The sequence below is a fragment of the Salegentibacter tibetensis genome, assembly GCF_020164485.1.
GTDB lineage: Bacteria > Bacteroidota > Bacteroidia > Flavobacteriales > Flavobacteriaceae > Salegentibacter > Salegentibacter tibetensis.
Genome location: NZ_JAIQZA010000016.1, coordinates 21,173 through 46,775 on the forward strand (window position 1 = coordinate 21,173; position 25,603 = coordinate 46,775).

At 38.7% G+C, this 25,603-nt stretch carries 18 protein-coding genes; 4 read left to right on the top strand and 14 right to left on the bottom strand.

All coding sequences use genetic code 11. From position 1 onward, the window contains the following. Nucleotides 1-7 precede the first annotated feature (7 nt). The 4 genes from LB467_RS09975 to LB467_RS09990 all read left to right on the top strand — a co-directional run bounded on the left by LB467_RS09975 (nt 8) and on the right by LB467_RS09990 (nt 7,399). On the top strand, nt 8-1,594 hold the full coding sequence (locus tag LB467_RS09975) for a RagB/SusD family nutrient uptake outer membrane protein (RefSeq protein ID WP_224473890.1): 1,587 nt from the start codon (nt 8-10) through the stop codon (nt 1,592-1,594). An 18-nt stretch (nt 1,595-1,612) separates the two neighbouring features. Next, the gene (locus tag LB467_RS09980; RefSeq protein ID WP_224473891.1) at nt 1,613-2,764 is read left to right on the top strand and encodes a SusF/SusE family outer membrane protein; all 1,152 of its coding nucleotides are present in this window, start codon (nt 1,613-1,615) and stop codon (nt 2,762-2,764) included. 185 nt (nt 2,765-2,949) lie between these two features. Continuing rightward, nucleotides 2,950-4,404, top strand: a complete 1,455-nt coding sequence (locus LB467_RS09985) for an alpha-amylase (RefSeq protein ID WP_224473892.1) — start codon at nt 2,950-2,952, stop codon at nt 4,402-4,404. 439 nt (nt 4,405-4,843) lie between these two features. Beyond that, nucleotides 4,844-7,399, top strand: a complete 2,556-nt coding sequence (locus LB467_RS09990; protein ID WP_224473893.1) for an adenosylcobalamin-dependent ribonucleoside-diphosphate reductase — start codon at nt 4,844-4,846, stop codon at nt 7,397-7,399. A 397-nt stretch (nt 7,400-7,796) separates the two neighbouring features. On the opposite strand, the gene LB467_RS09995 is transcribed toward LB467_RS09990, so the two are convergent. The 14 genes from LB467_RS09995 to LB467_RS10060 form a co-directional block, all read right to left on the bottom strand. Next, entirely contained in the window at nt 7,797-10,367 is a 2,571-nt protein-coding gene (locus tag LB467_RS09995; RefSeq protein WP_224473894.1) for a glycoside hydrolase 5 family protein, read from the bottom strand. 9 nt (nt 10,368-10,376) lie between these two features. Further along, nucleotides 10,377-11,273, bottom strand: a complete 897-nt coding sequence (locus tag LB467_RS10000) for a hydroxypyruvate isomerase family protein (RefSeq protein WP_224473895.1) — start codon at nt 11,271-11,273, stop codon at nt 10,377-10,379. Between the two features lie 291 nt (nt 11,274-11,564). Beyond that, nucleotides 11,565-12,269, bottom strand: a complete 705-nt coding sequence (locus LB467_RS10005; RefSeq protein WP_224473896.1) for an NUDIX hydrolase — start codon at nt 12,267-12,269, stop codon at nt 11,565-11,567. Nucleotides 12,270-12,415: 146 nt separating this feature from the next. Beyond that, on the bottom strand, nt 12,416-14,005 hold the full coding sequence (locus tag LB467_RS10010; RefSeq protein WP_224473897.1) for a solute:sodium symporter family transporter: 1,590 nt from the start codon (nt 14,003-14,005) through the stop codon (nt 12,416-12,418). Between the two features lie 71 nt (nt 14,006-14,076). After that, the gene (locus LB467_RS10015; RefSeq protein WP_224473898.1) at nt 14,077-15,075 is read right to left on the bottom strand and encodes an aldose epimerase family protein; all 999 of its coding nucleotides are present in this window, start codon (nt 15,073-15,075) and stop codon (nt 14,077-14,079) included. Nucleotides 15,076-15,086: 11 nt separating this feature from the next. After that, complete coding sequence (locus tag LB467_RS10020; RefSeq protein ID WP_224473899.1) at nt 15,087-16,910, bottom strand: DUF885 domain-containing protein; 1,824 nt, start codon at nt 16,908-16,910, stop codon at nt 15,087-15,089. Nucleotides 16,911-16,913: 3 nt separating this feature from the next. Next, nucleotides 16,914-18,761 (bottom strand): CocE/NonD family hydrolase, encoded by a 1,848-nt coding sequence (locus LB467_RS10025; protein WP_224473900.1) that lies wholly within the window; start codon nt 18,759-18,761, stop codon nt 16,914-16,916. A 246-nt stretch (nt 18,762-19,007) separates the two neighbouring features. Next, on the bottom strand, nt 19,008-21,026 hold the full coding sequence (locus LB467_RS10030) for a protein-disulfide reductase DsbD family protein (RefSeq protein ID WP_224473901.1): 2,019 nt from the start codon (nt 21,024-21,026) through the stop codon (nt 19,008-19,010). After that, on the bottom strand, nt 21,023-22,333 hold the full coding sequence (tilS, locus tag LB467_RS10035) for a tRNA lysidine(34) synthetase TilS (protein WP_224473902.1): 1,311 nt from the start codon (nt 22,331-22,333) through the stop codon (nt 21,023-21,025). Before tilS ends, LB467_RS10030 begins: the two co-directional genes overlap by 4 nt. An 83-nt stretch (nt 22,334-22,416) precedes the next feature. Further along, complete coding sequence (locus LB467_RS10040) at nt 22,417-23,736, bottom strand: anthranilate synthase component I family protein (RefSeq protein ID WP_224473903.1); 1,320 nt, start codon at nt 23,734-23,736, stop codon at nt 22,417-22,419. Between the two features lie 146 nt (nt 23,737-23,882). Then, the gene (locus LB467_RS10045; protein WP_224473904.1) at nt 23,883-24,053 is read right to left on the bottom strand and encodes a hypothetical protein; all 171 of its coding nucleotides are present in this window, start codon (nt 24,051-24,053) and stop codon (nt 23,883-23,885) included. A 39-nt stretch (nt 24,054-24,092) separates the two neighbouring features. After that, complete coding sequence (locus tag LB467_RS10050; protein WP_224473905.1) at nt 24,093-24,629, bottom strand: NADPH-dependent FMN reductase; 537 nt, start codon at nt 24,627-24,629, stop codon at nt 24,093-24,095. Between the two features lie 69 nt (nt 24,630-24,698). Continuing rightward, nucleotides 24,699-25,016, bottom strand: coding sequence for a type II toxin-antitoxin system RelE/ParE family toxin (locus tag LB467_RS10055; protein ID WP_224473906.1), 318 nt, complete (start codon nt 25,014-25,016; stop codon nt 24,699-24,701). Next, entirely contained in the window at nt 25,007-25,246 is a 240-nt protein-coding gene (locus LB467_RS10060; RefSeq protein WP_224473907.1) for a hypothetical protein, read from the bottom strand. The genes LB467_RS10055 and LB467_RS10060 overlap by 10 nt, the downstream gene beginning before the upstream one ends. Nucleotides 25,247-25,603 lie beyond the last annotated feature (357 nt).

Sequence of the window (25,603 nt, forward strand, 5' to 3'; positions counted from 1 at the left end):
ATTTATTATGTTAAAAACACTAAAACCATTCTTAATCCTTTTTATAAGTGCCAGTTTCTTCTGGGCTTGTGAAGACGATTTAGATTTGCAGCCTGAAGATAACAGGCTCACGGCTGAAACCACTTTTGAAGATCCTGAATCTTACAAACAGTTTTTGGCTAAACTTTATGCCGGTCTTGCGGTGAGTGGCCAACAAGGTCCAGCCGGAGATCCTGACCTTATAGGGCTTGATGAGGGCTTCTCCCAGTATTTGAGATTGTACTGGTCCATGCAGGAACTTACCACAGATGAAGCAGTGATTGGTTGGAACGATGGAACTATAAAAGATCTGCACTCTCAAAACTGGACTGCAGGGAATGAATTTATAAGAACTATGTATTCCCGGATTATGTATCAGGTGGCCTTAACTAACGAGTTTCTTAGACAAAGTACTCCAGAACTTTTAGAATCCAGAGGAATTGCATCTGCAGAAAGAGAAAATATAGCCCGTTACCGTGCTGAAGCGAGGTTTCTAAGAGCTTTGCATTATTACCATGCTATAGATTTGTTTGGCAATGTTCCATTTGTGACCGAAGAAGATGCCATAGGAGCTTTTCTTCCGCAGCAAATTCAAAGACCTGAACTATTTGAATATGTAGAAAGCGAATTGTTAGCCATAGAAAGCGAGATTGTTAGCGCAAACTCTAATGAATATGGTCGTGCCGACCAGGCTGCAGTTTGGATGTTACTTTCAAAACTATATTTAAACGCTGAAGTCTATATAGATGAAGCCCATTATACTGAAGCCTTAGATTATACTGAAAGAATAATTAACGCTAACTATAGTTTAGCAGATGATTACCAAAAATTATTCCTTGCAGATAACAACTCTAACGGAGCACAATCTGAGGTTATTTTCCCTATCACTTTTGACGGGCTACAAACCCAATCTTATGGTGGGATGGCATTTATAATTCATGCATCAATTGGGGGCGATATGGAGCCTGCCGACTTTGGTGTAAGCAGTGGTTGGGCCGGTTTAAGAACCACCTCGGCACTGGTAGATAAATTCCCAGATGGAGCAGACTCTGAAGACCAAAGAGCGCTATTCTTTACAGAAGGACAAACAAAAGAAATTGATGATATTTCGAGCTTTAATGACGGGTTTGCTATCACTAAGTTTAAGAATATTACAGTAGATGGCGAATGGGGATCTGATGATACCGGTGAATTTCCAGATACAGATTTTCCAATGTTTAGACTTGCAGATGCTTATCTAATGTACGCTGAGGCACACTTAAGAGGTGGCGGTGGAAGCCAATCGGCAGCTTTAGGTTATGTTAACCAATTAAGAGAACGGGTAAATGCAGACCAGATTGGAGGTTCAGACCTAAATCTTAATTTCATCTTAGATGAACGTGCCCGTGAATTATATTGGGAAGCACATAGAAGAACAGATCTTATACGTTTTAATCAGTTTACTGAAAACGGAGTTTGGCCATGGAAAGGTGGCGTTCCTCAGGGAGCCACTACCCAAAGTTTTAGAGATCTAATGCCTATACCGGCTGCAGATTTAGGAACAAATACCAACTTAGAACAAAATCCAGGATATTAATTTTATAAAAGAATTAAAATGAAGAAATTTTCAATTTTATTTTTAGCATTTATCGCGTTACTTAGTTTTAACGCATGTACACAGGACGACGATATTGTTTTCGTTGCCCAACCAGATCCGGAAGGAATTCAATTTAGTAATTCCTTTCAAAGCACTTATGTGTTACCAGCCGGAAATCCAGGCAGTCTTGCCGAAAGATTTGTTTGGAACGAAGTAGATTTTGATGCTCCTACTACTATTACTTATGAACTTCAGGGTTCAGCAAATGAAACTTTTGATAGTTATATGGTAATAGGAAATACCGGTAGCAACAATCTTGGTGTAACTGTAGGCCAAATGAGAGAACTTGCTGAAGAGGCAGGTCTTGATAATGATCCTGAAACCGAAATGCCTAACACAGGTACGATCTATTTTAAAGTTCGTGCTTTCGCAGGTGAAGGAGAAGGAAATGCTTTAGAAGAATTTTCTGAGCCCGTAAGCATTAATGTGGAACTGCCGGAAGCTGAAGAAGAAGAAGAAGAAGGAGTAGAAACTAAAAGAAATCTTTACCTGGTTGGAGATGCTACTGAAGCTGGTTGGAATCCAGACAATAATAACACGCCAATGTTCCGTGATCCAGAAAATGACAATGTATTCTATTTTACAGGATATTTCGCTGCAGGATTTTTTAAATTTCTTGAAGGTCAAGCCTGGGCTCCACAATATGGTAGTGAAGATGGCAGCAACCTAATTTTTAGAGAAACCGAAGCTGACCCAGACCCACCAGCAATTGAAATTACCAGTGAAGGTTATTATTCGGTAACAGTAGACCTCGAAGCCATGACTTTTTCTTTTGAACCTTATGATGCCAGCGGAGCTGATACTTTTGAAACTATTGGTGTGATTGGTACTGCGACCACGGGTACTGATGAAGGATGGAACGCCGATATGGATTTAACACAATCTTCATTTAATCCTCATATCTGGTATAGTTCAGAAATGCAGTTATTTGATGGGGAAATGAAATTCAGAGCTAATGACGCTTGGGATGTAAATTGGGGTGGGGATACTGCCTTTAGTGGAGAAGCCACTACAGACGGTCCAAACATTCCTGTATCAGAAGGTACTTATCAAATATGGTTCAACGATCTTGATGGAAAATACATTCTTATTCCTGTTAGTGAGGAGTAAGAGACTTAATTAATTTTAAGGGCTGCCTGAAAAGTTATAAGATCGTCATTCTGAATTTACCTGCCCGTTCCGTTCGGGCGGGTTTCAGAGTCTAAGCTTTTGATAATCAAAACAAATTAGAAGCTGTAACCAGTTTAGCTTGACGCAATTAGACTTCTTAGACAGCCCTTTTTAATTCTAATAATATGAAAAAAACTAAATTTTTATTTCCATTTATCTTTAGCTTCCTGTTAGTGTTTTCGGGATGCTCTAAAGACGACGATGAAGTTGTTGATCCTACAGACGATATTACCGGTGGTGAAGAGGAAGAACCAACTCCACGAGAACCTGAAGCATTAGATCTATCTCAATATTCCAGCGGTCAAAAAGTAATGATGCAAACTTTTTACTGGGATGTGGAACCACGATTTGAGTGGTGGAACAACCTTTCAGATAAAGTTGAAGGCTGGGCAGATGCCGGGATAGACAGGTTATGGCTTCCGGTAGCTACAAAGGGACAATCGGGAGGTTATTCTATGGGTTATGACCCTTCAGATTATTTCGATTTTGGAGAATATGATCAGCACGGGACCGTACCAACCCGTTTTGGAACACGTGAAGAACTGGAAAACCTTATTGCCAAATCTCACGATTTAGGACTTGAGGTAATCGCAGATATCGTTCTAAACCACAATTCAGGTGGCGGATTACAATATAATCCTTATCGGGATAAAGAAACCTACACCCTTTTTAATGAGGAAAATGGGAATGCCTCAGGGATGTTTAATAGAAACTACGAGCATTTTCATCCAAATGATATAAGTCAAAGTGACGAAGGAGATCTTTTCTTTTCTGAACAGGATTTAGACCACGATGTTCCTTATGTACAGGATTGGTTTTGGAAAAAAGATAATTCCGTAGCAAAATATTATAAAAACGAAATGGGCTTTGACGGTTGGCGTTTTGATTATGTAAAAGGTTTTGGAACCTGGGTAATTGAAGCCTGGATGGATGAAGTTGGCGGATTTGCCGTTGGCGAAAATTTTGATGGCAATGCAGATGTCCTGGTAGATTGGGTTGACGCTACAGGAGTTTCAGCTTTCGATTTTGCCGCATTCTATAAAATGGAAGAAGCTTTTGATCGTTTTGAGGACTTAAATTATTTAGACGGAAACATGCTCCGGAAGGTTTATCCTGACAAAGCAGTGACATTTGTTGCCAATCATGACACAGAAAAGGACGAAAATGAGGACAACAGGATTGCTACTGAAAATAAAATGAAGGCCTATGCCTATATTTTAACACACGACGGATACCCAACAATTTTCTATTCCGACTACGAAAACGAAGCTTTTAACGAAGAAATCAAGCAGTTAATCGATATTCATAACAGTCTGGCGCTTGGAGATGTAGAAGTACTTCACGTAGACAGAGACGAATATGTTATGAAAAGAGAAGGTAATGCTGAAAACCCCGGATTAATTCTATATATTAGCACCGGAAGCACTACCAAGCGTAGAAACGTTCAAACTAATTGGAATAACGTTACCTTATTAGATTATAGTGGTAACACAACATACACCCCTACCTCCGATGAAAACGGAATGGTAACAATTGAAGCTCCGGCGAATGGATATTCAATATATTCCATCACGAAATAGGTTTTATTTTGAATTTTCATAGGTGTTAATTCAAAGACTGGCTGGTTGTTAATTCAACCAGCCTCTTTTTTTTCTACCAACCAGCTTTTATTCCTCAAGACAAATTTGTTAGTATCAAATAAATACTCCCTTCACACTTAATAAGCACTGCGATTTTTTGCCAGTTTTAATTGAAAATATTCGGGTATTCGTCGCTCAAATCAACAAAAACTTCTTCCTTCTCTTCACTTTCAGCTATTTACTCCTGCACAAACTTTAATTATCTTTTTTTACAAATTTGTCAACTTTTCATTGTTAATAAATTTATAGAATATTGATTGCTAGATTATTAACAATTTTTGTTTGATAACTTTTTTTAACAGGATTTTAAATTCTTGTTCTTCTTTGTCTATATTTACATTCCGCTTGAAACAATAACTAATCCAAATCTAAAATTAATATGGGTGTGAACACTACTACCGCCGCTCCTAAGACTTATAGCCAGGATGAGGCTTTTAAAGCTTCGCTGGACTATTTTAAAGGAGATGATTTAGCCGCACGGGTGTGGGTAAACAAGTATGCGCTTAAAGATTCCCAGGGGAATATTTATGAGCTTACGCCAAACGATATGCATCGTAGAATTGCAAAAGAAATTGCCCGTGTAGAACAACGCTACCCAAACCCAATGAGTGAAAATGAGGTTTTTGACCTTATTAAGGACTTTAAATATATCGTCCCTCAAGGTAGCCCAATGGCCGGTATTGGTAACCCCTACCAAATTGCTTCCCTTTCTAACTGTTTTGTTATTGGTAACGATGGCGATTCAGATTCCTATGGAGGGATTATGAAAATAGACCAGGAACAGGTACAGTTAATGAAACGCCGTGGCGGTGTTGGTCACGATCTTTCACACATTCGTCCAAAAGGTTCGCCGGTAAAAAACTCTGCCCTTACCTCTACCGGAATTGTTCCTTTTATGGAGCGTTACTCCAACTCTACTCGCGAAGTTGCGCAGGATGGCCGTCGTGGTGCGCTAATGCTTTCGGTTTCTATAAATCACCCAGATTCTGAAGATTTTATAGATGCTAAAATGGAGCAGGGAAAAGTGACCGGCGCTAATGTTTCAGTGAGGATAGACGACGAATTTATGCGTGCGGTGAAAGAAGATCGGAATTACGTTCAAAAATATCCGGTTTTTAGCGAAAACCCTAAGAACTCCAAGGAAATTGAAGCTAATAAGCTTTGGAAAAAAATAGTACACAACGCCTGGAAATCTGCAGAACCGGGAATTCTTTTCTGGGATACGGTGATAAACGAGTCGGTACCAGATTGTTATGCAGATCTTGGTTATAAAACCGTTTCTACCAATCCTTGTGGTGAGATTCCGCTTTGCCCTTACGATTCCTGTAGACTTCTGGCTATTAACTTATTTTCTTATGTTGAAGATCCTTTTACTGAAAATGCTTCTTTCAATTTTGAACTTTTCAAAAAACATATCGCTGCTGCACAGCGCATAATGGACGATATTATCGATCTTGAATTAGAAAAAATTGATGCGATCCTGGCTAAAATTGAAGCAGATCCTGAAGGTTCTGAAATTAAAGGTGTTGAATATAACCTTTGGAAAAATATTCAAACCAAAGCAAAAGAAGGAAGAAGAACTGGAATTGGCATCACTGCAGAAGGTGATATGCTCGCTGCTTTAGGTATTAAATACGGTAGCGATGAAGGTGTTGACTTTTCAGTAAAAATCCATAAGACCATCGCTTTAGAAGCTTATAGGGCTTCGGTTTATGCAGCCAAAGAAAGAGGCGCTTTCGGAATCTTTGATTCTGAAAGAGAAAAAGAAAACCCGTTTATCCTTCGACTTAAAGAAGCAGATGAGAAATTGTATTACGATATGCTGGAATACGGCCGCCGTAATATCGCTTTGCTAACCATTGCCCCAACAGGAACTACCAGTTTAATGACGCAGACCAGTTCTGGAATAGAGCCGGTGTTTATGCCGGTTTATAAGAGAAGAAGAAAAGTAAATCCTAACGATAAGGATTCCCGAGTAGACTTTGTAGATGAAGTTGGCGATTCCTGGGAAGAATACGTGGTTTTCCACCATCGCTTTAAAGAATGGATGAAGGTTAACGGCCACGAGATAACCGATGATTATACGCAGGCCGAATTAGATAAGCTTGTAAAAGCTTCTCCTTATTACAAAGCCACTTCCAACGATGTTGACTGGTTAAGTAAGGTAAGGATGCAGGGAGCAGTACAGAAATGGGTAGATCACTCTATTAGTGTGACCATAAACCTGCCTAACGATGCTACCGAAGATTTGGTAGGCCAGCTTTATTTGGAAGCCTGGCAAGCCGGTTGTAAAGGAGTTACCGTGTATCGTGATGGTTCTCGTTCCGGGGTTTTAATTTCTAATGAAGAGAAGAAAGAAGAAACCGAAGAAGAGAACAATACCCCATTCCCAACAACCCGACCACAAAGCTTAACCGCAGATGTGGTGCGTTTTCAAAATAACAAGGACAAATGGATCGCTTTTATAGGTTTAATAGATGACAGGCCTTATGAGATCTTTACCGGTTTTGCCGATGATGAAGAGGGAATTTTGCTTCCGCGTTGGGTTACCGAAGGAACAATTATAAAAGCCCGCAATGAAGATGGCACTTCCCGTTACGATTTTCAATATGAGAATAAACGAGGCTACAAAACCACTATTGAAGGCTTATCGCATAAATTCAACCCAGAATACTGGAATTATGCCAAACTGATTTCTACCACGCTTAGGCACGGGATGCCTATTGAAAAGGTAGTAGATTTAATAAGCAGTCTGCAATTAGACAGCGAATCTATAAACACCTGGAAAAACGGAGTTGCCAGGGCGCTAAAACGCTTTATCGCCGATGGTACCGTTGCCAAAAAACAAAAATGTAGCAATTGTAACTCATCTAATCTTATCTATCAGGAAGGCTGCCTTACCTGTCAGGATTGCGGCTCTTCCAAATGTGGATAGAATAGCTCTTGTTAGATTAGATAAAAAAGGTCTTTCGGTATATCCGAAAGACCTTTTTGTTTTTGTAGAGTTTTTAATGAAAGTGCCGCTCCGATGGAGCTCTGGCTTTTTATTATTAACTATGTGCTATAGATATGTAGCCTCTACGAGGCTGAATATTTTTTTTGTCATTATTCTTTAAATGAGATTCACATATTCCAGAGAAACCTACAAGGTTTTAAAAACCTTGCAGGAGAAACTAATTTTTAAATTGCTTTGGAGCTCCGTAGGAGCGTAATATTTTATAGGAAATGGAAAACGATAATTCAAAGAGCTTCAGCGGATCGGCATCCCATCTATCAAAAAAACCCACAGGTTTTTAAAACCTGTGGGTTTTAAACTTTAATCTATATTTTTTCTACTCCAAACTCACTGAAATAATCCCAACTCCGTGTGGGTTCTCCAGTTCGCTATCTTCTACTCCCGGGCCGATTGAAAACTGCAGGGCTTCTGCATTTTCGAACTTAAAATCCCCTTTGTAGGAATGCTCGAAATAATACGGTAAAAATGACGGATAAGGTCTTGGAAGACTCACCGTTTTAACCGGTTTTAATGAAGAAAGTTCAATCTCGTAAATTTCAGTTTCTGAATCTAAATCGATCATAGTTCCAAAAGCTGCACCGTTTTTCATTACGAAGGCAATTTGAAGTTTGTCGGTGCTTTCGGTTAACGCTCTGGCCTTGATTACAATTTTATCTTTAGAATTCAATTCTTTTTGACGTCCTTCAATTTTTCTGCTGAAATTATACCTAAATGAATAATCGTAAACAGGAGTTGCTTCAGGGTTTTCAACATCTTCTTCAAAGAGTTTTTTAACTTTTACCTGGTATTCTGCCTCGCCGGGCTTATTGGTTGGCACCAGCTTATTTTGCGGACTCCACTCCCCTACTATATAATCTTCATCTTCGGCAGCATTAAAAATATAAAGCGGTTTCTCTTCTTCTACCACGCGAGTCGTATACTTTTCTTCAGAATAAAAATCCCAATCTTCAGGGCTTCCGGAAACTTCCCCGGGAAATGTTTCTTTTTCTTTATCTGTAGTTACAATGATTCTATACTCCAAAAAGCCATTTTTCAGCATTTTTTCAGAAATTTGAGCTGAATAATTATAAGCACTGCTATTTTTTAGCTCAACAACTTCATAATTATTCCCGTTTTGCAACCAGGCTTCTACTTTTTCTATTTCTTTATTGGAAACAATTTCCGCTTTAATTTCGGCTAATGAATTTTCGGTAACCTCTTTAACTGGTTCGTGCAATACATAGGTTTTCTCTACAGTGGTTTCAGGAGCAGTAAATTCAGCTAAGTCAAAGCTTAAATCCAAATTCGAATTTTCATCAAATGCAGCACCATCATTTTTCAAAAGATAAGTTCCGGGGCGAATTTCAAAGGATTTTCCTTCAGTTTCGGGGTTAAATGAATTGCCTTCATTTAAAGCTTCCAGGCTAAAATTATCAGCTATTCCGGGAAGGTTTAAATCCATTTTCCACTCCTCCCAATTGATCACTCCTACAATTTTCTTGAGACTGTTGCTTCCAAAGGGATTATCGACCAAGACAGCATCAGGCATTACTTCTAAGCGCCAAACACCATCCCCTAATTTATCCAGAAAATAAGCGCCTTTTCCTTCATAGTTTACCACTTCTGAATTGCCAAATCCGGCAATATGTTTGAGTTTGTCTAACGATTTTGGCTGAATTTCGTTAGCGTTCGTATAAATAAATTTCTCTTCAGAATTTAATACCGCCAGGTCTTTTTCATAATCGATCGTAAAATCCTGAAATTCCAGGTTTTCGGGATAAACCCCAAAATCGCTGTTTACAGGAACCTGATGAAAAACCTCACCGGCAATCATTAAAGCCAGGGCTTTTTGCGGGGTGTAGGCAAGGTTCATATAATGCGTGTTGTACTCGGTATTTACGTGCGCCAAATAGATAGGCTCGTAAGCAAAGTGGGTTCCAATCTGAATCCCAGCTTCCCTAAAGCTTCTAGCCATTGCGGGATAAATATAAGATTTCATCACATCGGCCGCATCGAATTCGTAAACCAGTTTTGCTGCATTATTTTCTTCAATCACATCATCAAAAGGAATTTCATAATCGTTCACATTTGGCAATAAATTTCCCTCCAGTTCTTTTTGAAATCCGAGTCCGGTTGGATACCATTGGAATGTTCCGCCGTCTATTCCTGCATCAAAATAAGTCTCGGCAAGGTGAATGCTATGGCTTACATTATAGAAAATAGGTTTTTTAGTACCTGTACTTTTCATTGATCTCACCATTTTTTCAATAAACTCCTGCACTTCCTCCGGCTCTCCTTTATGGTGAGGCTCGTTGCTAATTTCAAAAGCTATCAGGTTTGGTTCATCTTTATAAGCCACACCCGTATGCGGATTCACGTGATTTAAAAATTGCGCCAAATAATTTTCCTGTGCTTTTATCGCACCGGGTTCGGTAAGACTTCCGGCTTTTCCATATTTATTGGAGAATCCGGGGGTATCCTCATCTGGCTCCGGCCAACCATTCCCCCAGTAAGCAATGGGGGTTATCACGAAATTTATATCGCGTTCCTTGAGCTTTTTCAGCAAATAATCAAACAATTCCAAATGTTCATTTTCGAGAAGGTTTCCTTCTTCATCGCTTATCTCTGTGTCCCAAACGTGAATTCTATAAAGGTCAAAACCCAATCGAGAAAAATGATAAACATCCTTATCTATAGCATCTTTTAAATCTACATCCAGTTTCTGGCCGCTACGATAGCCGTGTGCAAAAGGCACCGAATAATTTACCCCAAAGCCTTTGACCTCTTCATCATTATGCCCCCAACGCATCAAACCTTCATCGTCTACGTAAACATCTTGTTTTTCCTGGGCAAACCCTATAAAAGTTAAAAGACTAATTACAAAACTTAAAAAAATTCTCTTCTTCATAAGTTCATTTTAAACATCACAAATTTCAATGGCCTTTTTCAGAGATTCAATTCCATTAGGATTGGTAGGAATAAACTCCTGGGCAACGAAACCGTCAAAACCAGTTTCTACAATTGCTCGCATAATCGCAGGATAAAAAAGCTCCTGAGAATCGTCTATTTCGTTTCTTCCCGGCACCCCCGCGGTATGGTAATGATTTATGTACTTGTGGTGTTTTTTAATAGTGGCGATAATATCTCCTTCCATCACCTGCATATGGTAAATATCGTAGAGCAGTTTAAAGTTTCCGGCTCCCATTTCTTCAGCCAGGGCAACACCCCACTCGGTATGATCTGCCATATAATCTGGATGGTTTACTTTACTGTTGAGCAATTCCATAACCAGGGTGACATTTTTCTTTTTTGCGTATTTAAGGAGCGGCTTTAAACCTTTGGAACAATTTTTAATTCCGGTTTGCTCATCCATCCCGCGCCGATTTCCGGAAAATACAATCACATTTTTAATCCCATGCTCTGAAGCTTTATCGATTAAGCCTTTATATTTCTCCTGAAGATTTTTATGGTTTTTGGGTTCATTAAACCCGTTTTCGATATCGGCAAACTCATCAGTAGCCATTGAGCAAACCAATCCGTATTTCTCAACAGTATCCCATTCTGAAGGTTTTAAAAGATCTATTGCCTGAATTCCCATATTCGCACAAGATTTCGCGAACTCGTCTAAAGGAATATCCTGAAAACACCAACGACAAACCGAATGTTTTATATTGTTCTTTTTGCTATTTGGCAAAGTGTTATTATCAATATAATTCATAGCAGCAAAAGAAGATGCTACCCCTCCCAGGCTTAAGACTCCTGAGCCAATGGCTATACTCTTTAGCGCATCACGCCTTGAAAATTTCTTTTCCATATTTTTGGTTTTTAGTTGGTCTAATAAATTGAGGGATCAAAAAAGTCGAAAATCGAAAAAGTTACTAATCAAATGTTCTTTTTCCTCCAAAATATAATTTGCAATATCAAAATGATTAAAGAAAAAGTTTGTTTAGTTTCCCGCAAACAGCAATAAAATATAATTATAAACTCTGTTTTAACAAAAATAATTATAAACGTAAAATTTACAATTATTTTTTAAAAAACAAATTTTTTACCGGGAATTTTTTTAGTTTTTTCTTAACAAGAAAAGGATTCAGAAAAATTACTACTAAGCTATTTCAAAGTTATAGCCAGATTCCAATAACTTTTTGTAATTCGTATAATCAAATTTATAGAGGAAAGCACCTCTACGGGAAGTAGATTTGTCTTTTTCATCCAGTTTTATCAATACATTGAGCGAAAGCACTTTTTTCCTGAAATTTCTGGCATCGAGCTCTTTCTGGTAAATAGCCTCATAAAGTTGTTGAAGTTGGGGAATAGTAAATTTTTCTGGCAGTAATTCAAAACCAATTGGTTTAAATCGTGCCTTGCGTTTTAGGCGGTCTAAGGCATCATTTACCATCTGATCATGATCCAATACCAGGTCTGGTACTTCGTCTATCTCATACCAATGGGCTCCGTGTTTTTGCACCAGTTCTTTATCGTATTCATCCAGCCTGATTAGCGCATACTGCCCAATAGAAATTGAACGATAACCGGGATCCCTTTCAGACTTTCCGTAGCTTTTAAGCTCTTCCATAAACACGTTTTCAAGACCGGTAATTTCTTTAAGGACGCGCTTTGCTGCCTGATCTACATCTTCATCAAGCTTCACAAAACTCCCTATTAAAGACCAGGAATCTATAAGTGGCTCTACCCTTCTTTTAAATATAAGCAGTTTGAGTTTGCCTTTATCAAAACCAAAAATTATACAGTCGGTAGCGACATACATTTTATCGTTTTGAGCATAATAATCTAAAATGGGTGCAGGCATAAGGGTTTGGTAATTTCGGTATAAATATAATCAAAAGTAAAAACCCGGGACTAAGTCTACCAGTCATAAGGCTAAACAGTAAAATATTTGTGTCCAGCCTTTTTTATTATAATAGCCCCTGGTAAATAAATTATTATTCAAAAAACTTACTGTGCAAAGTATGCGTATATAAAAACGACAAGAACTACAATTCCCAGTCCAACTGGTTTTACCAATTTCCAGGGCTGAATATCCACCTGCCTTGTATAATCTAAAACAAAAGGTTTAATTCTAGGTTTCCATTTTCCGATAACGAACATAATGATCACGTTAAGCACAAATAAAATAGCCATTACATGGAGGTAATGCGGTAGGGAATCTTCTCCTACTACAAAATACTTAAGACCCAAATAGATTAAGTAGAAACCAACCCCACTAAAAATTGCGACTTTGGCAGCAATTGCCGGAATTCGTTTAGTCAGATAACCCACAATTACAATTGTTAAGATAGGAATACTGTAACTTCCATTTACTTCCTGCAAATAACCGAAAAGGCCTTGTGGTGCGTTGGCAATAAAGGGCGCGATAAGCATAGCTCCAATGGCCAGGAATATCCCGAAGCGTTTTCCCTGTTTTACCACTTTAGCTTCACTGGCTTCCTGATTGAAATACTGTTTGTAAATATCTATTCCGAAAAGGGTTACTGAACTGTTTAAAGCGGAATTAAAGGAACTCAAAATTGCACCAAAAAGAACGGCGGCGAAAAAACCTGTAAGCACCGGTGGAAGCACCGCGTTCACCAATGCTGGGTAAGCCTGATCGGCATTTTCTAAATCTCCCTGAAACATATGCCAGGCAATAATACCCGGTAAAACTACGATGATTGGCCCAAGGATCTTAATGAATGCAGCCAGCATTAATCCTTTTTGACCCTCTCTAAGGTTTTTAGCCGCGAGAGCCCGCTGAATAATCGCCTGATTGGTTCCCCAGTAGAATAATTGCACCAGCATCATCCCGGTAAATATCGTTGAAAATGGCACCGAAGCATCAGGCCCACCAATAGAGTTAAATTTCTCAGGATTAGAATCCACTAAAGTTTCCAGGCCATTAATAATACCGCCATCTCCAATGGCCATAAGTCCAAAAATGGGGATTAGCAAACCACCTATAAGTAAACCTACCGCATTAATAGTATCTGAAACGGCTACAGCCTTTAAACCTCCGAAAATGGCGTAAATAGAGCCGATTATTCCAATGCCCCAAACTGTTAGCCAGAGTGCGGCATTTGAACTTACCCCTAACATTTCAGGAATTCCAAACATCGTGCTAATCGCTAAAGCACCGGAATAAAGTACAATGGGTAAGAAAATGATCATATACCCCGATAGGAATAGCGCAGAAACCAGGGTTTTCGTTCCTCTATCAAATCGCTTTTCCAGAAATTGCGGTACGGTAGTTAGACCTCCTTTTAAATAGCGTGGTAATAAAAACAAAGCGGTTAACACTATGGCAATCGCTGCAAGGGTTTCCCAGGCCATAACTAAAATTCCTTCACTAAAAGCCTGGCCGTTTAAACCTACAATTTGCTCTGTAGATAAATTAGTAAGCAATACCGAACCAGCAATAACGCCCGCGGTAAGGCTTCTTCCTCCAAGAAAATATCCATCACTCGTATTTTCATCGGTTTTTCGGGTTGCCAGATAAGCGATAATAGCTACCAATAGCGTAAAACCAATGAATGATAAAATTCCAACCATAGCTTAATTTAAAATTTTGTTAAATATAAAATTTTAATTGAAAGTTATACTCTTCTTAGTCTTTAAACTTCTTAATATCCACTAACTGAAAATTTATAGGAAATCGAGTTATAATATTGCTCTCCCGGTTTTAAAACAGCTTTAGGAAAATTTCTAAAATTAGGAGCATCAGGGAAATTTTGTGCCTCGAGGCATAGCGAAGGATATTGTTCAGCAATTTCGGTATGGTAATTCAGATCTTCAGGAAGGTTTTCAGGCGCATAGGTTACCAGTGCCTTCTGATTGGTTCTTACCTCCATTTTTATTCCTGTTAAGGGAGCAAAAAGTCTGGCTGCAACCTGATCTTTTTCAGATTTCAAAACAAAAGTATCGTCAAGATTTCGATTTCCTATCAATTTACTTTCGCTAAAATTTTTAGGATTTTTTTTCAGCTTGGTTAGATTTCCGGTAGGTAATAAATTTTTATCCACTTCCAGGATTTTTTCTGCTGAAATCTTTAAAAAATGATCGCTTATACTGCCCCCTCCATTGAGATTAAAATATGTATGATTGGTTAGATTAACAACCGTTTTTTTATCGGTTTTTGCCGAATATTCTATTAGCAATTCATTATTCTCTGTAAGTATATACTTAACCTCAACTTCTAAATTCCCCGGGTAAGATTCTTCGCCGTCTTTACTGAAATAACTCAATTTCACCGAAGGATTAGGCGCGGATGTCTCTTCTACAATTTCCCATATTTTATACTGAAATCCATAATTGCCCCCGTGTAGATGCACATCATCCTGCTCAAATAATTTATAAGTGGTTTCATCAAGCTTGAATTGACCTTTAGAAATTCTCCCGGCATAACGGCCAACTGAAGCACCAAAACATTTATTATGCTCTTTGTAAGCGGAAGTAACAAAGTCTTCAGCCCTTGGGCTTACTACCACATTTATAATTTCCCCGCTTTTATCCTTTATCTTAAAGCTAAGCACCGCAGCACCGAAATTAAGAACCTCGAGCTCGCTACCTTTATTGTTCACAAGGCTTAATGTTTTAAGATCTTCTTTTCTTATAGCTTTCAAATTCTCTCTTTTTAGTTGTTTTTCCCCGAAATCCAGTCTTCAACTTTTTCTTCGAGAATATTCAAAGGTAAGGCTCCATCCAGAAGAATCACATCATGGAATTCCCTAATATCGAAATCTTCTCCCAGTTCTTCTTTGGCATTTTCCCTTATTTCCAGGATTTTATTCATTCCAATCTTATAAGCCGTTGCCTGGCCGGGCATTACTATATGCCGTTCCACCATCTTTACACAATCACTTTCAGCATTTGGAGTGTTTTCCTTATAATAGGCAATTCCCTCTTCACGTGTCCATTTTTTAGCGTGAATCCCGGTATCTACAACCAGCCTGCACGAACGCCAAAGTTCCATTGCCAGGCGGCCAAAATCTGAATAAGGATCTTCGTAAAATCCAATTTCCTTTGGCAACAGTTCGCTGTAAAGTCCCCAACCTTCTACATAAGCGGTATAAAAACTGAATTTCCTAAACTGCGGAATATCTTCTAATTCCTGGGCAATGGCGATTTGCATATGATGACCCGGGATCCCTTCGTGGTAAGCCAAAGCCTCCATTTGGTAAGTGGGCATCGCAGCCATATCGTATAAATTCGCATAATAAGTACCCGGTCTTGAACCATCGGTTGCAGGTTGCTGATAAAAAGCTTTTCCTGCACTTTTTTCCCTAAAGGGTTCCACGGCCTTCACTACCAGTTCTGCTTCAGGTTTGGTTAAAAATAAATCGTCTAACCTGCCCTTCATGGTGTTGATGATTGCAGTAGCTTCATTTAGATATTTTTTACGGCCTATAGAATCATTAGCATAATAGAACTGCTCATCGCTTCTCATAAATTCAAAGAAATCCTGAAGCGTGCCATCAAAGCCAACTTCATTCTTGATTTCTTCCATTTCAGTATGAATGCGCGCTACTTCTTTCAAGCCAATTTGATGAATTTCTTCTGCTGAAAGATTAGTAGTGGTGGTTCTTTTCAAGGCGTTCTTATAAAAATCATCTCCTTTTGGGAACTTCCAGGCACCTGCATCGTTATTTGCACGTTTTTGCTGAATTTCAAGAAATGAAATTAAATTCTCATAAGCAGGTTTTACATTTTTTACCAACGCATTTTCTGCAGCATTTATTAATTCCTTTTTCTTCTCCCCCGGGATCTCCAGGTTTTCGGTTTTGGTCTTAAAATCTTTTAGTAAAGCACTTTCATCGGTGGATTTACCAAAAGGCTTTCCTCTTAATACATTTCTACTGGCATCGAGGACTTTTTCAAAGACAAAAACCGGTGGAACAATCCCGTTTTGTTCCCTTATTTTAAGATTTCCAATAACCTCTTCCATCACCCCGGGAATTTTCTCCAATCTGGAAATATAAGCCTTAGCATCGCTAACTGAATCTATGCGGTGCATGTTGATTAAAAATGCAGGCAATTCAGCGTGATAACCAAACATCTGATTCACCGGATAATTATAAAACCGATAATCGTAATCGGCTATTTCATTTTCAATCTTCTGGCGATAGAGATCGTAGCTTAAACGGGTTTGCTCATTTAAAGCTTCTACCTCTACTTTTTTCAGATATTCAAGTCGGTTTTTGGCTTTTTTGAGGTCTTCGACATACTTCAAATGAGAAAAATCATCCCATTTCCCATAATCGGACTTCTGACCAAGACGGGTTTGCATCATTGGAGAATCAGCTACATCTTTCTGAAATTCGGCTTCAAAATATTCGTTTAATTTTTCTGAATGCTCTGCAATTTCTTCTTCAGAATAATCCCCGTTTTTATCGTTACAGGAAATCATAAGTACTAAAAGCGCTATAGCTAAGATTGAATTGATAAGCCTAAAGTTCATTTTCTATTCTTTTAATACTGAAAATTCTATTGCAGAATCTCCAAATACGGTGTGGGTTTGTTTTTGAAAATCTTCTTCTTCCGCTTGAAAAATATTAGGAACATAAGTCTGCGGATTTAAGTCTATAAGTGGAAACCAGGTACTTTGCACCTGAATTTGCAGTTTGTGCCCTTTTTTGAAAGTATGATTAATATCCTGAAGCGTGATATTTACCGAAGTTTTCTCATTAGGTTCAAATGGCTCAGGATTTTCAAAACTGTTTCTAAAACGTCCTCGCAGAACCTCGCTGCGAACCATCATATGGTAATTACCCATATCAAGGTGCTTCATTGTTTCTTCATAATTTTCGGCGTCAGGTGGGTAAACATCTATTACTTTCACCACCCAATCGGCTGCGCTTCCTGTGGTAGCCACATTTAAACGAGCCATAATCTCCCCGGTAAGTTTCATATCTTCTTCCAGTACCTCGGTTTCAAAAACCAAAACATCGGGTCTTCTGGCAGAAAAGCGCTGGTCGCCGGTCATATACTCTCTTGGAGTGAAAACCGCTTTAATTTCATCGTTATAAGAAACCGGTTTTTCAGGGTCGCTTACAAAGCTTTCCTCATTATCAGTCGCTTCATCAGTTAATTTCTGATCATCTCCCAGGTAAAAAACCTTTTCTTCGGTATTTTTTGGAGGCCATGCTTCATAAGAATTCCATTTTCTCGCACCGGTATCATAAACATAAGCTTCAGCAAGATCCAAGTCGCCATCTCCACCTTCTTTTAGGAAATGATTAAAGAATTTTGTTTCAATATTCCTTTGATAATCTTCAGAAAGATTATCACCGAAATAAACATTCCCTACTGCCTGCCTTTCAGTTTGTCTCGCCCAGTCGCCGTGGCTCCAGGGACCAAAAACCATAATATTATAATTATCGCTGGTTTCTTCAATTTTCTTATAAGTATTAAAAGGTCCGTAAAGATCTTCAGCATCAAACAATCCGCCTACGACCATTACTGCCGGCTCAATATCTTCTAAATGCTGAATAATCCCCCTACTCTGCCAGAATTCATCATAATTTGGATGCTCCTTTAATTGCTGCCAGAACAGATTGTCTTCGCCATAGTATTCATCCAGGTTACTTAGCGGACCAACATCTAAAAAGAATTGATACTGGTCTTGAGTCCCAAGATCTGGCAATTCGTACCAGGCCTCGGTAGTTGGCCCGGTTTTATCATATCCAAAAAGCGCAGTGGCTCTCCAGTAACTCAATAAATAAGCGCCATTATGATGAAAATCGTCAAAAAAGAAATCCCCGATTCCCGCTTGTGGCGAGGCTGCTTTTAGGGCAGGGTGTGCATCTACCAAAGAAGCAACAGCGTAGTGGCCGGGATAAGAAATTCCCCAGGTTGCCACCCTTCCGTTATTATTGTCTACATTGTTGATGAGCCACTCTATAGTATCGTAAGTATCGCTTGATTCATCGAATTCATCTCCAGATTTATTCGGAATAATCGCGCGCATATTATCATATTTCCCTTCACTCATCCAACGCCCGCGTACATCCTGGTAAACAACTATATTCCCTTCTTTCATCAAATATTCGTTAGGGCTGATAAGCGAACGAAATTGATCTTCACCATAAGGTCTGGAACTATATGGTGTACGCTGCATAAGAATAGGATATTCTTTAGAAGTATCTTTTGGGGAATAAATGGTGGTGTGAAGGTTTGTGCCGTCCCGCATCGGGATATCTACTTCTGTTTTGTTATAATGTTCTTTTACATCATATTCTGCCTGCGCAATAATATGAACAGGTAAAAAACTCAAAAACAGAAGGATAAAACTTAAACGGAGTAATTTCATAGTTTAGGGATATTTTAAGGCCCTAAGATAGAAATTACACCGATAAACCTAAAGGAATTTTACTCGATAATCGAGTTTTAAATGAATCAAGGCTTGTTTCTAAATTGGAAAACATTTTCTAATTAAGACCTTCTAAGCTTGACAAGAAGTAATTCACGTCGATAATCGAGAATTAAATACTCCAGGACTTAACTTATAATTCAAATATTATTCCATCTGTAAATGCCTCTCGAATATCGAGGTTGTTTATTTTTTCGCTGCTTCGCGAAATTTGGCAAGGCCTTCCTGTAGCCAGCTTAGATATTCAACCTCGTTTGGCGTGTAACCTACCGGCTCGTTTAGCAGGTTTACATCATTATCTAACAAGACGTAAAACGGCTGCGAATTATTCTGAAAATTAAGGGTTTGGAATGTGGCCCATTTATCGCCAATGGTTTCAATAGGTTTTATTCCACCCTTTGGTTTTAGATAGTTAAATTGCTCTTGTTCGGGCAATTCTTTTCTATCATCAACATAAAGGGAAATAAGGATATATTCATCGTTTAAAACGTCAAAAACATCGTGATTGCTCCATACCTGTTCTTCCATTTTACGGCAATTTATGCAGGCCCAGCCTGTAAAATCAAGGATTATGGGTTTATTTTGTTTCCGTGCAGCTTCCAGCCCTCTATCCCAGTCCTTATAGGCTTCCAGACCAAGAGGTGCTTCAGTTCCTTTATCGTAAATACTATAAAATAAGGGGGGTGGAAATCCACTTAACAATTTAAGGTTTGCTGCGGAAGTATTGGTTAAACCCGGGATTAAATAAAGCACGAAAAAGAACGTGATAACACCAACACCAAACCTGGCCTTACTGATCTTCTTTTTGGGCCCGTCATGTGGAAACCGGAGAAATCCGAATAAATAAGCCATTAGACCCAAACCTACGAGGATCCAAATTCCGAGGAAAATTTCACGTTTTAAAAGTCCCCAATGTTGTACAAGATCGGCATTAGAAAGGAATTTAAAGGCCAGACCTAATTCTATAAAACCTAAGGTTACTTTCACCGTATTTAGCCAACCCCCGCTTTTTGGTAAAGAATTAAGCCAGTTGGGGAATAAAGCAAAAAGCGCAAAAGGTAATGCCAGGGCAAGTCCAAAACCGCCCATTCCCATAGAAAGCTGCATTGCGCCACCATCACTGGTTAGCGACCCACCTAAGAGTGAACCTAAAATTGGCCCGGTACAGGAAAAAGAGACCAAAGCCAATGTAAGTGCCATAAAAAAGATGCCCACAAAACCGCCAACGCTGGAAGCTTTATCGTCCATTTTATTGCTCCATGAACTCGGCAAAGTGATCTCGTAGTAGCCAAAAAAGGAGAAGGCGAAAATGATAAAAATGATGAAGAAAATAATATTCAGCGCAACATTGGTTGAGATATTATTAAGGATTTCAGGATTTACGCTGTCCAATAGATGAAAAGGCAAACTGAGCAAAAGATAGATCGCAAAAATAAAAAAGCCGTAAAGAATGGCATTTACCAATCCTTTTTTACGGTTTTCAGCCCCTTTGGTGAAAAAGGAAACCGTAAGCGGAATCATAGGAAATACACAAGGCGTTAATAAGGCGATTAAACCTCCTATAAACCCAAGAAGGAAGATATTTAGAAAGTTACTGCCTTCCTCCTCTTCAGGTGCAAATTTTTCCATTCCAGAAACCTTGATATTCAAAGCTTCAGTAAGTTCTCTGTCCTTTTCTGAAATTTCCAGATCGGTAAAACCTTCGGTTACTTGATTTTCTTCAAGGGAAATCGTGAAACGTTCTGTTTCGGGAGGCAAACATTTTTCATCATCACAAACCGAAAAATATATTTCTGCAATAATCTCAGGCTTAGATTCAGCAAGTACTTTTATTTTCTGAGTAAAGACCGCTTCATCTTCAAAATAGGTAATATCTGCTTCAAAAACCTGATCGTAAATGGGTGCTATATCCGGCTCTGTGGTTTCACCAATAAGCTCAAAGTTTTCCTCCTCATTATTGTAAGAGAAAGTAGTGGCGATGGGCGCAATATCAATATCAGCTTCTTTTTGCGAGTATAAATGCCAGCCATCTTCAAGATTCGCAGTAAAAATCAGGGTAAAGATACTGTCGTTTTCCTTTTCTACGGAAGCCTCCCAGGTTATAGGATCTGCCATTTGGGAATCGCCGCTCCCATCGTCAAAATATTGTGCCTGTAACTGTAATAAAGGAATTATAAATAAGAGCAGACTCGCCAGGTATTTCATAAACTGAAAGTAATTTTTATAATTTTTTGATCGGGTGAAGTAATTGAAAAACGCCTATCGGCCCGCTGATTAATCACCCAAACAATTTTCTCTCCCGAACACAGCAACCAGCTGTTTTCTTTCTCGGGCAAAGATAATTTTTTGTCTTTAAAGAAGTCGCTTAACTTCTTCTTTCCTTTCATCCCAAAGGGATAAAATACATCACCCTCCTGCCATTTTCTCACAGTTAGCGGATAATCAAGTTTTTCCGGGTCTACATGGATACAATTTGGATTTTTTTCTATTATTTCTTCAACTTCTGAAAATGAAAAAGTTCCCATAGGCAGCATCGCAAAGTCTTCGTCTTTGGCGATCTTGTAAACCTTATCTTCCACCTGATTTTTATCGGTCAAAATCAAGTATTCCCGGTCTTTAACTAACCTGTGTGAAGTTGAAAAAACCATTTTTCCGGGTTGAGCGTCCAGTAATTTATACACATCGTTCCATTCGGTAAAACCGAAAGATTTAAGCAACTGGTATAACACCGCTGAAGTATTCGGAACCTTTTTTAGGTAATTTATATCCAGGCTATACCCATATTTTGTCTTATTGATAATTTTAGGATAAAGCAGGCTCATATAATCTTCAACAAGCTCTTCGTTTTCCTTTAAATGCGACTGGGTTTTTAAAAAAGTCTCTAAAAACTGCGGGTTTAATTCTTCAAAAATCGGCACGATATCATGCCTAATTTTATTCCGAAGATATTTTGTGGAAGCATTGCTGCTGTCTTCCCGCCAGGTAATATTGTTTTCTTTTGCGTAAGCTGCAATTTCCTTTCGGGAAAAATTCAGCAGTGGCCTGATTATTTTGTTGCTGTCAGAATTTATTCCGCTTAAACCTTCCAAACCGCTTCCTCGCAATAAATTGATAAAAAAAGTTTCCAGGCTATCGTTGGCATGATGAGCGGTTAGGGTATAATCAAACTTGTGTTTAAGTCGCAGTTCCTCAAACCATTCGTACCGGAGATCCCGGGCCGCCATTTGAATAGACAAACCGTTGTCTTTGGCGTATTGCTCGGTATCAAAATTCTCTATGAAAAGTTTCACTTTCAGCTTTTTTGCCAGGGTGGCAACAAAATCTTCATCGGCGTCACTTTCTTCGTCCCGAAGGTTGAAATTGCAATGCGCCAGGGCGAAATCCAGCTTGGCTACTCTGCACAAATGGGCAAGCACCACGCTGTCTACTCCACCGCTTACCGCGAGCAGAAGTTTGTTGTTGCACAGGTAAGGAAACTGCGATTTGATCTCGTTTTTGAAAGCTTTTTCCATAGAAATCAAAGATACGAAAACAGTTTACAGAGTTTCGTTTGGGAGTTTAGGAAATTTTTGTTCGAGAATTGAGTTCTGAAAAATCAACCCAGAGCCTGTCGCATTGCGCTTGCTTTTAGCAGGCATTCTTCATATTCCTTTTGTGGATCTGAGCCGGCAGTTATTGCTCCGCCCACCGAAAAAGAAACATATTTTTTTACTGAATTATAAAGGATACTACGTATCACTACATTAAAATCGAAATCCCCATTTGGAGTAAAATAGCCTACCGCGCCGCTGTAGAGTCCGCGTTTGGTTTCTTCCAGTTCTTCTATAATTTTCATCGCTGAAATTTTTGGAGCGCCCGTCATACTCCCCATCGGAAAAGTCGCCCGTAAAGCTTCTACCGGCGGAATGCCATCATCGATTTCTGCAGAAACCGTAGAGATCATCTGATGCACCTGTTTAAAGGAATAAACCTTACAAAGTTCATCTACATTTACGCTGCCCTTCTTGGCAATTTTAGAGAGGTCATTTCTTACCAGGTCTACGATCATCACGTTTTCTGATTGTTCTTTTGGGTCTTTGGAAAGCTGTTCAGCAATTTCTAGATCTTCTTCGGAATTGGGCGAACGCCTGTCTGTCCCCTTTATAGGTTGGGAAATTAATTTTGAACCTGATTTCTTTAAATACCGTTCGGGGGAAGCACAAAGTAAATGATGTTCTTCCAGTTTAAGAAAAGTAGCAAATGGAGGACCCGAAATATCATTAAGCTCCTGAAAAACTTCCATTGGCTCAATCTTCCTGTCTTCAGCAAAAAACTCCTGACAAAAATTGGCTTCGTAAATATCGCCACGTTGAATGTAAGCGAGCATTTTCTCTACTTTTTTCAGGTAATCTTCTTTTGAAATTCTGGCTTGGATCTTCGGTTCTCGGTTTTCTGTTGTGAGTTGTGAGTTCTCAGTTGTCGGTTGCGGGTTATCGGTTATTGGGAGTTTTGAAATTTCATTGAAATCTTCTTCAATTTCGTCATCCAGCATTCTTAAATAATGCATCTCCAACTGAATCCCTTTCAGTAAAAATAACTTCTGTGGCTGAAAAAAGTAAATATCCGGGAAATGGAGTTCGTCGTTATTTTTGGAGGAAAGTACTTCCACATCATTTTTAAGATCGTAAGAAAGGTATCCGAAAATCCAGTCTTTGGTAGTTTGCTGGTATTCCTGAAGTTTCGCAAAAGCCTGATGATAATCGGTTTTTATCGCGGTAAACGCACCCAGTGCGAGTAGCGCGTCAAACTCGCCGTGCTCCTGGTGATAATTATTGCTATCCAGCCAGGCAATTTCCTCAAACTGCCGGCTCCATTGCAACAATTGTTGTTTAAATTTTAAGGGATCTTCTAAAGTATAAGTCGATTTGGTGCGCACCTGGCTTTTAATTTGGAGCGCAAAGATAAGAACAATTAATGGTGGTTAAAACTGCGAATAATTAAAATTAGTTCAAGTTCTTTTTGGTTTTTAGCCATTCCTTTAAATTTGAAATAGCTTCTCCACTGGTAAGAAACTCATCTTTTTTATACTGCTCCCTGCTTTCTGTAACCGCTTGTTTTTTGTTCGCTGGTAAGCTGATAAAGATCTGCGGCTTCCATACTAAGCAATTTTTCAATAGCCTGTAGCAATTCAAGATTATCGGAAACTTTGATTTTTGTAATTAGGTGTTCCTTTGTTTGGGCAAGCGCATCCATTTACATCATTTTCATTAAATATACCGAATTATTCAAAATTCACTCTTCCAATTGATGCGAAAAAGTAGTTAAAACATCCTGAACTCCCATATCCAAAACTTCGTTTAGCATTTCTCCATCCTTAAAATTATCGTTAAAAGAAGGCAGGCTAAAACTTTCTATCACCTCGCCGCCAAACCTTGGTAGAATTCCTTTGGTATATTCTAACGCAGAAGCTGCTCCCCGTTTTCCGGGTGAAGTGCTAATCAATAGAATCTTTTTGCCCTCCAGGAAATTACGGTCTAAACGCGAAAGCCAGTCGATCATATTTTTAAAGTACGCCGAAACATTGCCATTATGTTCATTTACCGCGATTACCAGCGCATCATGCTCTTTAATGATGTTGTTGATAATTGTGGCACCTATAGGCATTCCCTTTTCTTTTTCCCTATCGGCACTGTAAATAGGTAAATCATATTGGGTAAAATCCTGAATTTTCACTTCGTGCCCCTGGATACGGTTGGCCACGTGTTTTAATAATTGAAAATTAATGGAGGTGCTGCTATTGGATCCGGCAAAGGCAAGGATTTTTTTCATCTTTAGATTGAATTTCGTCAAAAATACCGAAATAAATAAAAACTCTTAAACTATAAAATTGAGAAGTTCTTATTCAATTTTGGAAAGCTTTCTAGGATTTTGCCTGGTATCGAAAACAGTAGCAATATCGATTCTGTTTTTATCGTAATTAATCCAATAAATGATTTTATAATTTTTATAAGTTAAATACCGGAACTTTTGTGGTTTACCTTCTAAAAGAATTTCTTTCTGACCCGAAAACGGGCTTTTTTCCAAACCTATGGTTTTATCAATAATTCCATTTATTAATTTATCGGCAACTTGCAAACCTGCTTTGTTCAAATAATAACTTTTAATTTCTTCAAGTTTATTCTGAGCAAATTTAGTCCAGTAAATCCTTAATTCCATTCCTTCATCTTGCGCTTCAGTTCTTTGGCCTCAATAACACGATCATTTCTGGAATCCTCAAGAGATTTTTCAATACCAGCATCTAATTGTTCCTGGCTCATTGACTCAATATCTTCATTAAAGGATTCTTTTTCCCTTCTAAGCAACTTCTCAAATCTTGCTATCACTTTTTCATTCTGAATCTTTAGAAATTCATCTACAAATTCTTTCTTCCTGGTTTGTAAATCCATAACAATAGGTTTTATTCAAAAATACGAAATATATTTTTTTTTAAAATAGCTCGGACGCAGTTCCCATCATTAGTCGCGAGATTCTGCTCTTCCGCAGTATTAATTCAACTAGCTATTTTAAAAATTGCTATAACCAGATTTCAGCAGTTGGGGTTTGAAATCCCGCCCTGCGGCGGGATTAGTTCAACTAGCTATATTAAAATTGCCTCAACTACTTTCGGCAGTTTGGGCTCTTGAGATCCCGCCCTGCGGCGGGATTAGTTCAACTAGCTATATTAAAATTGCCTCAACTACTTTCGGCAGTTTAGGCTCTTGAGATCCCGCCCTGCGGCGGGATTAGTTCAACTAGCTATATTA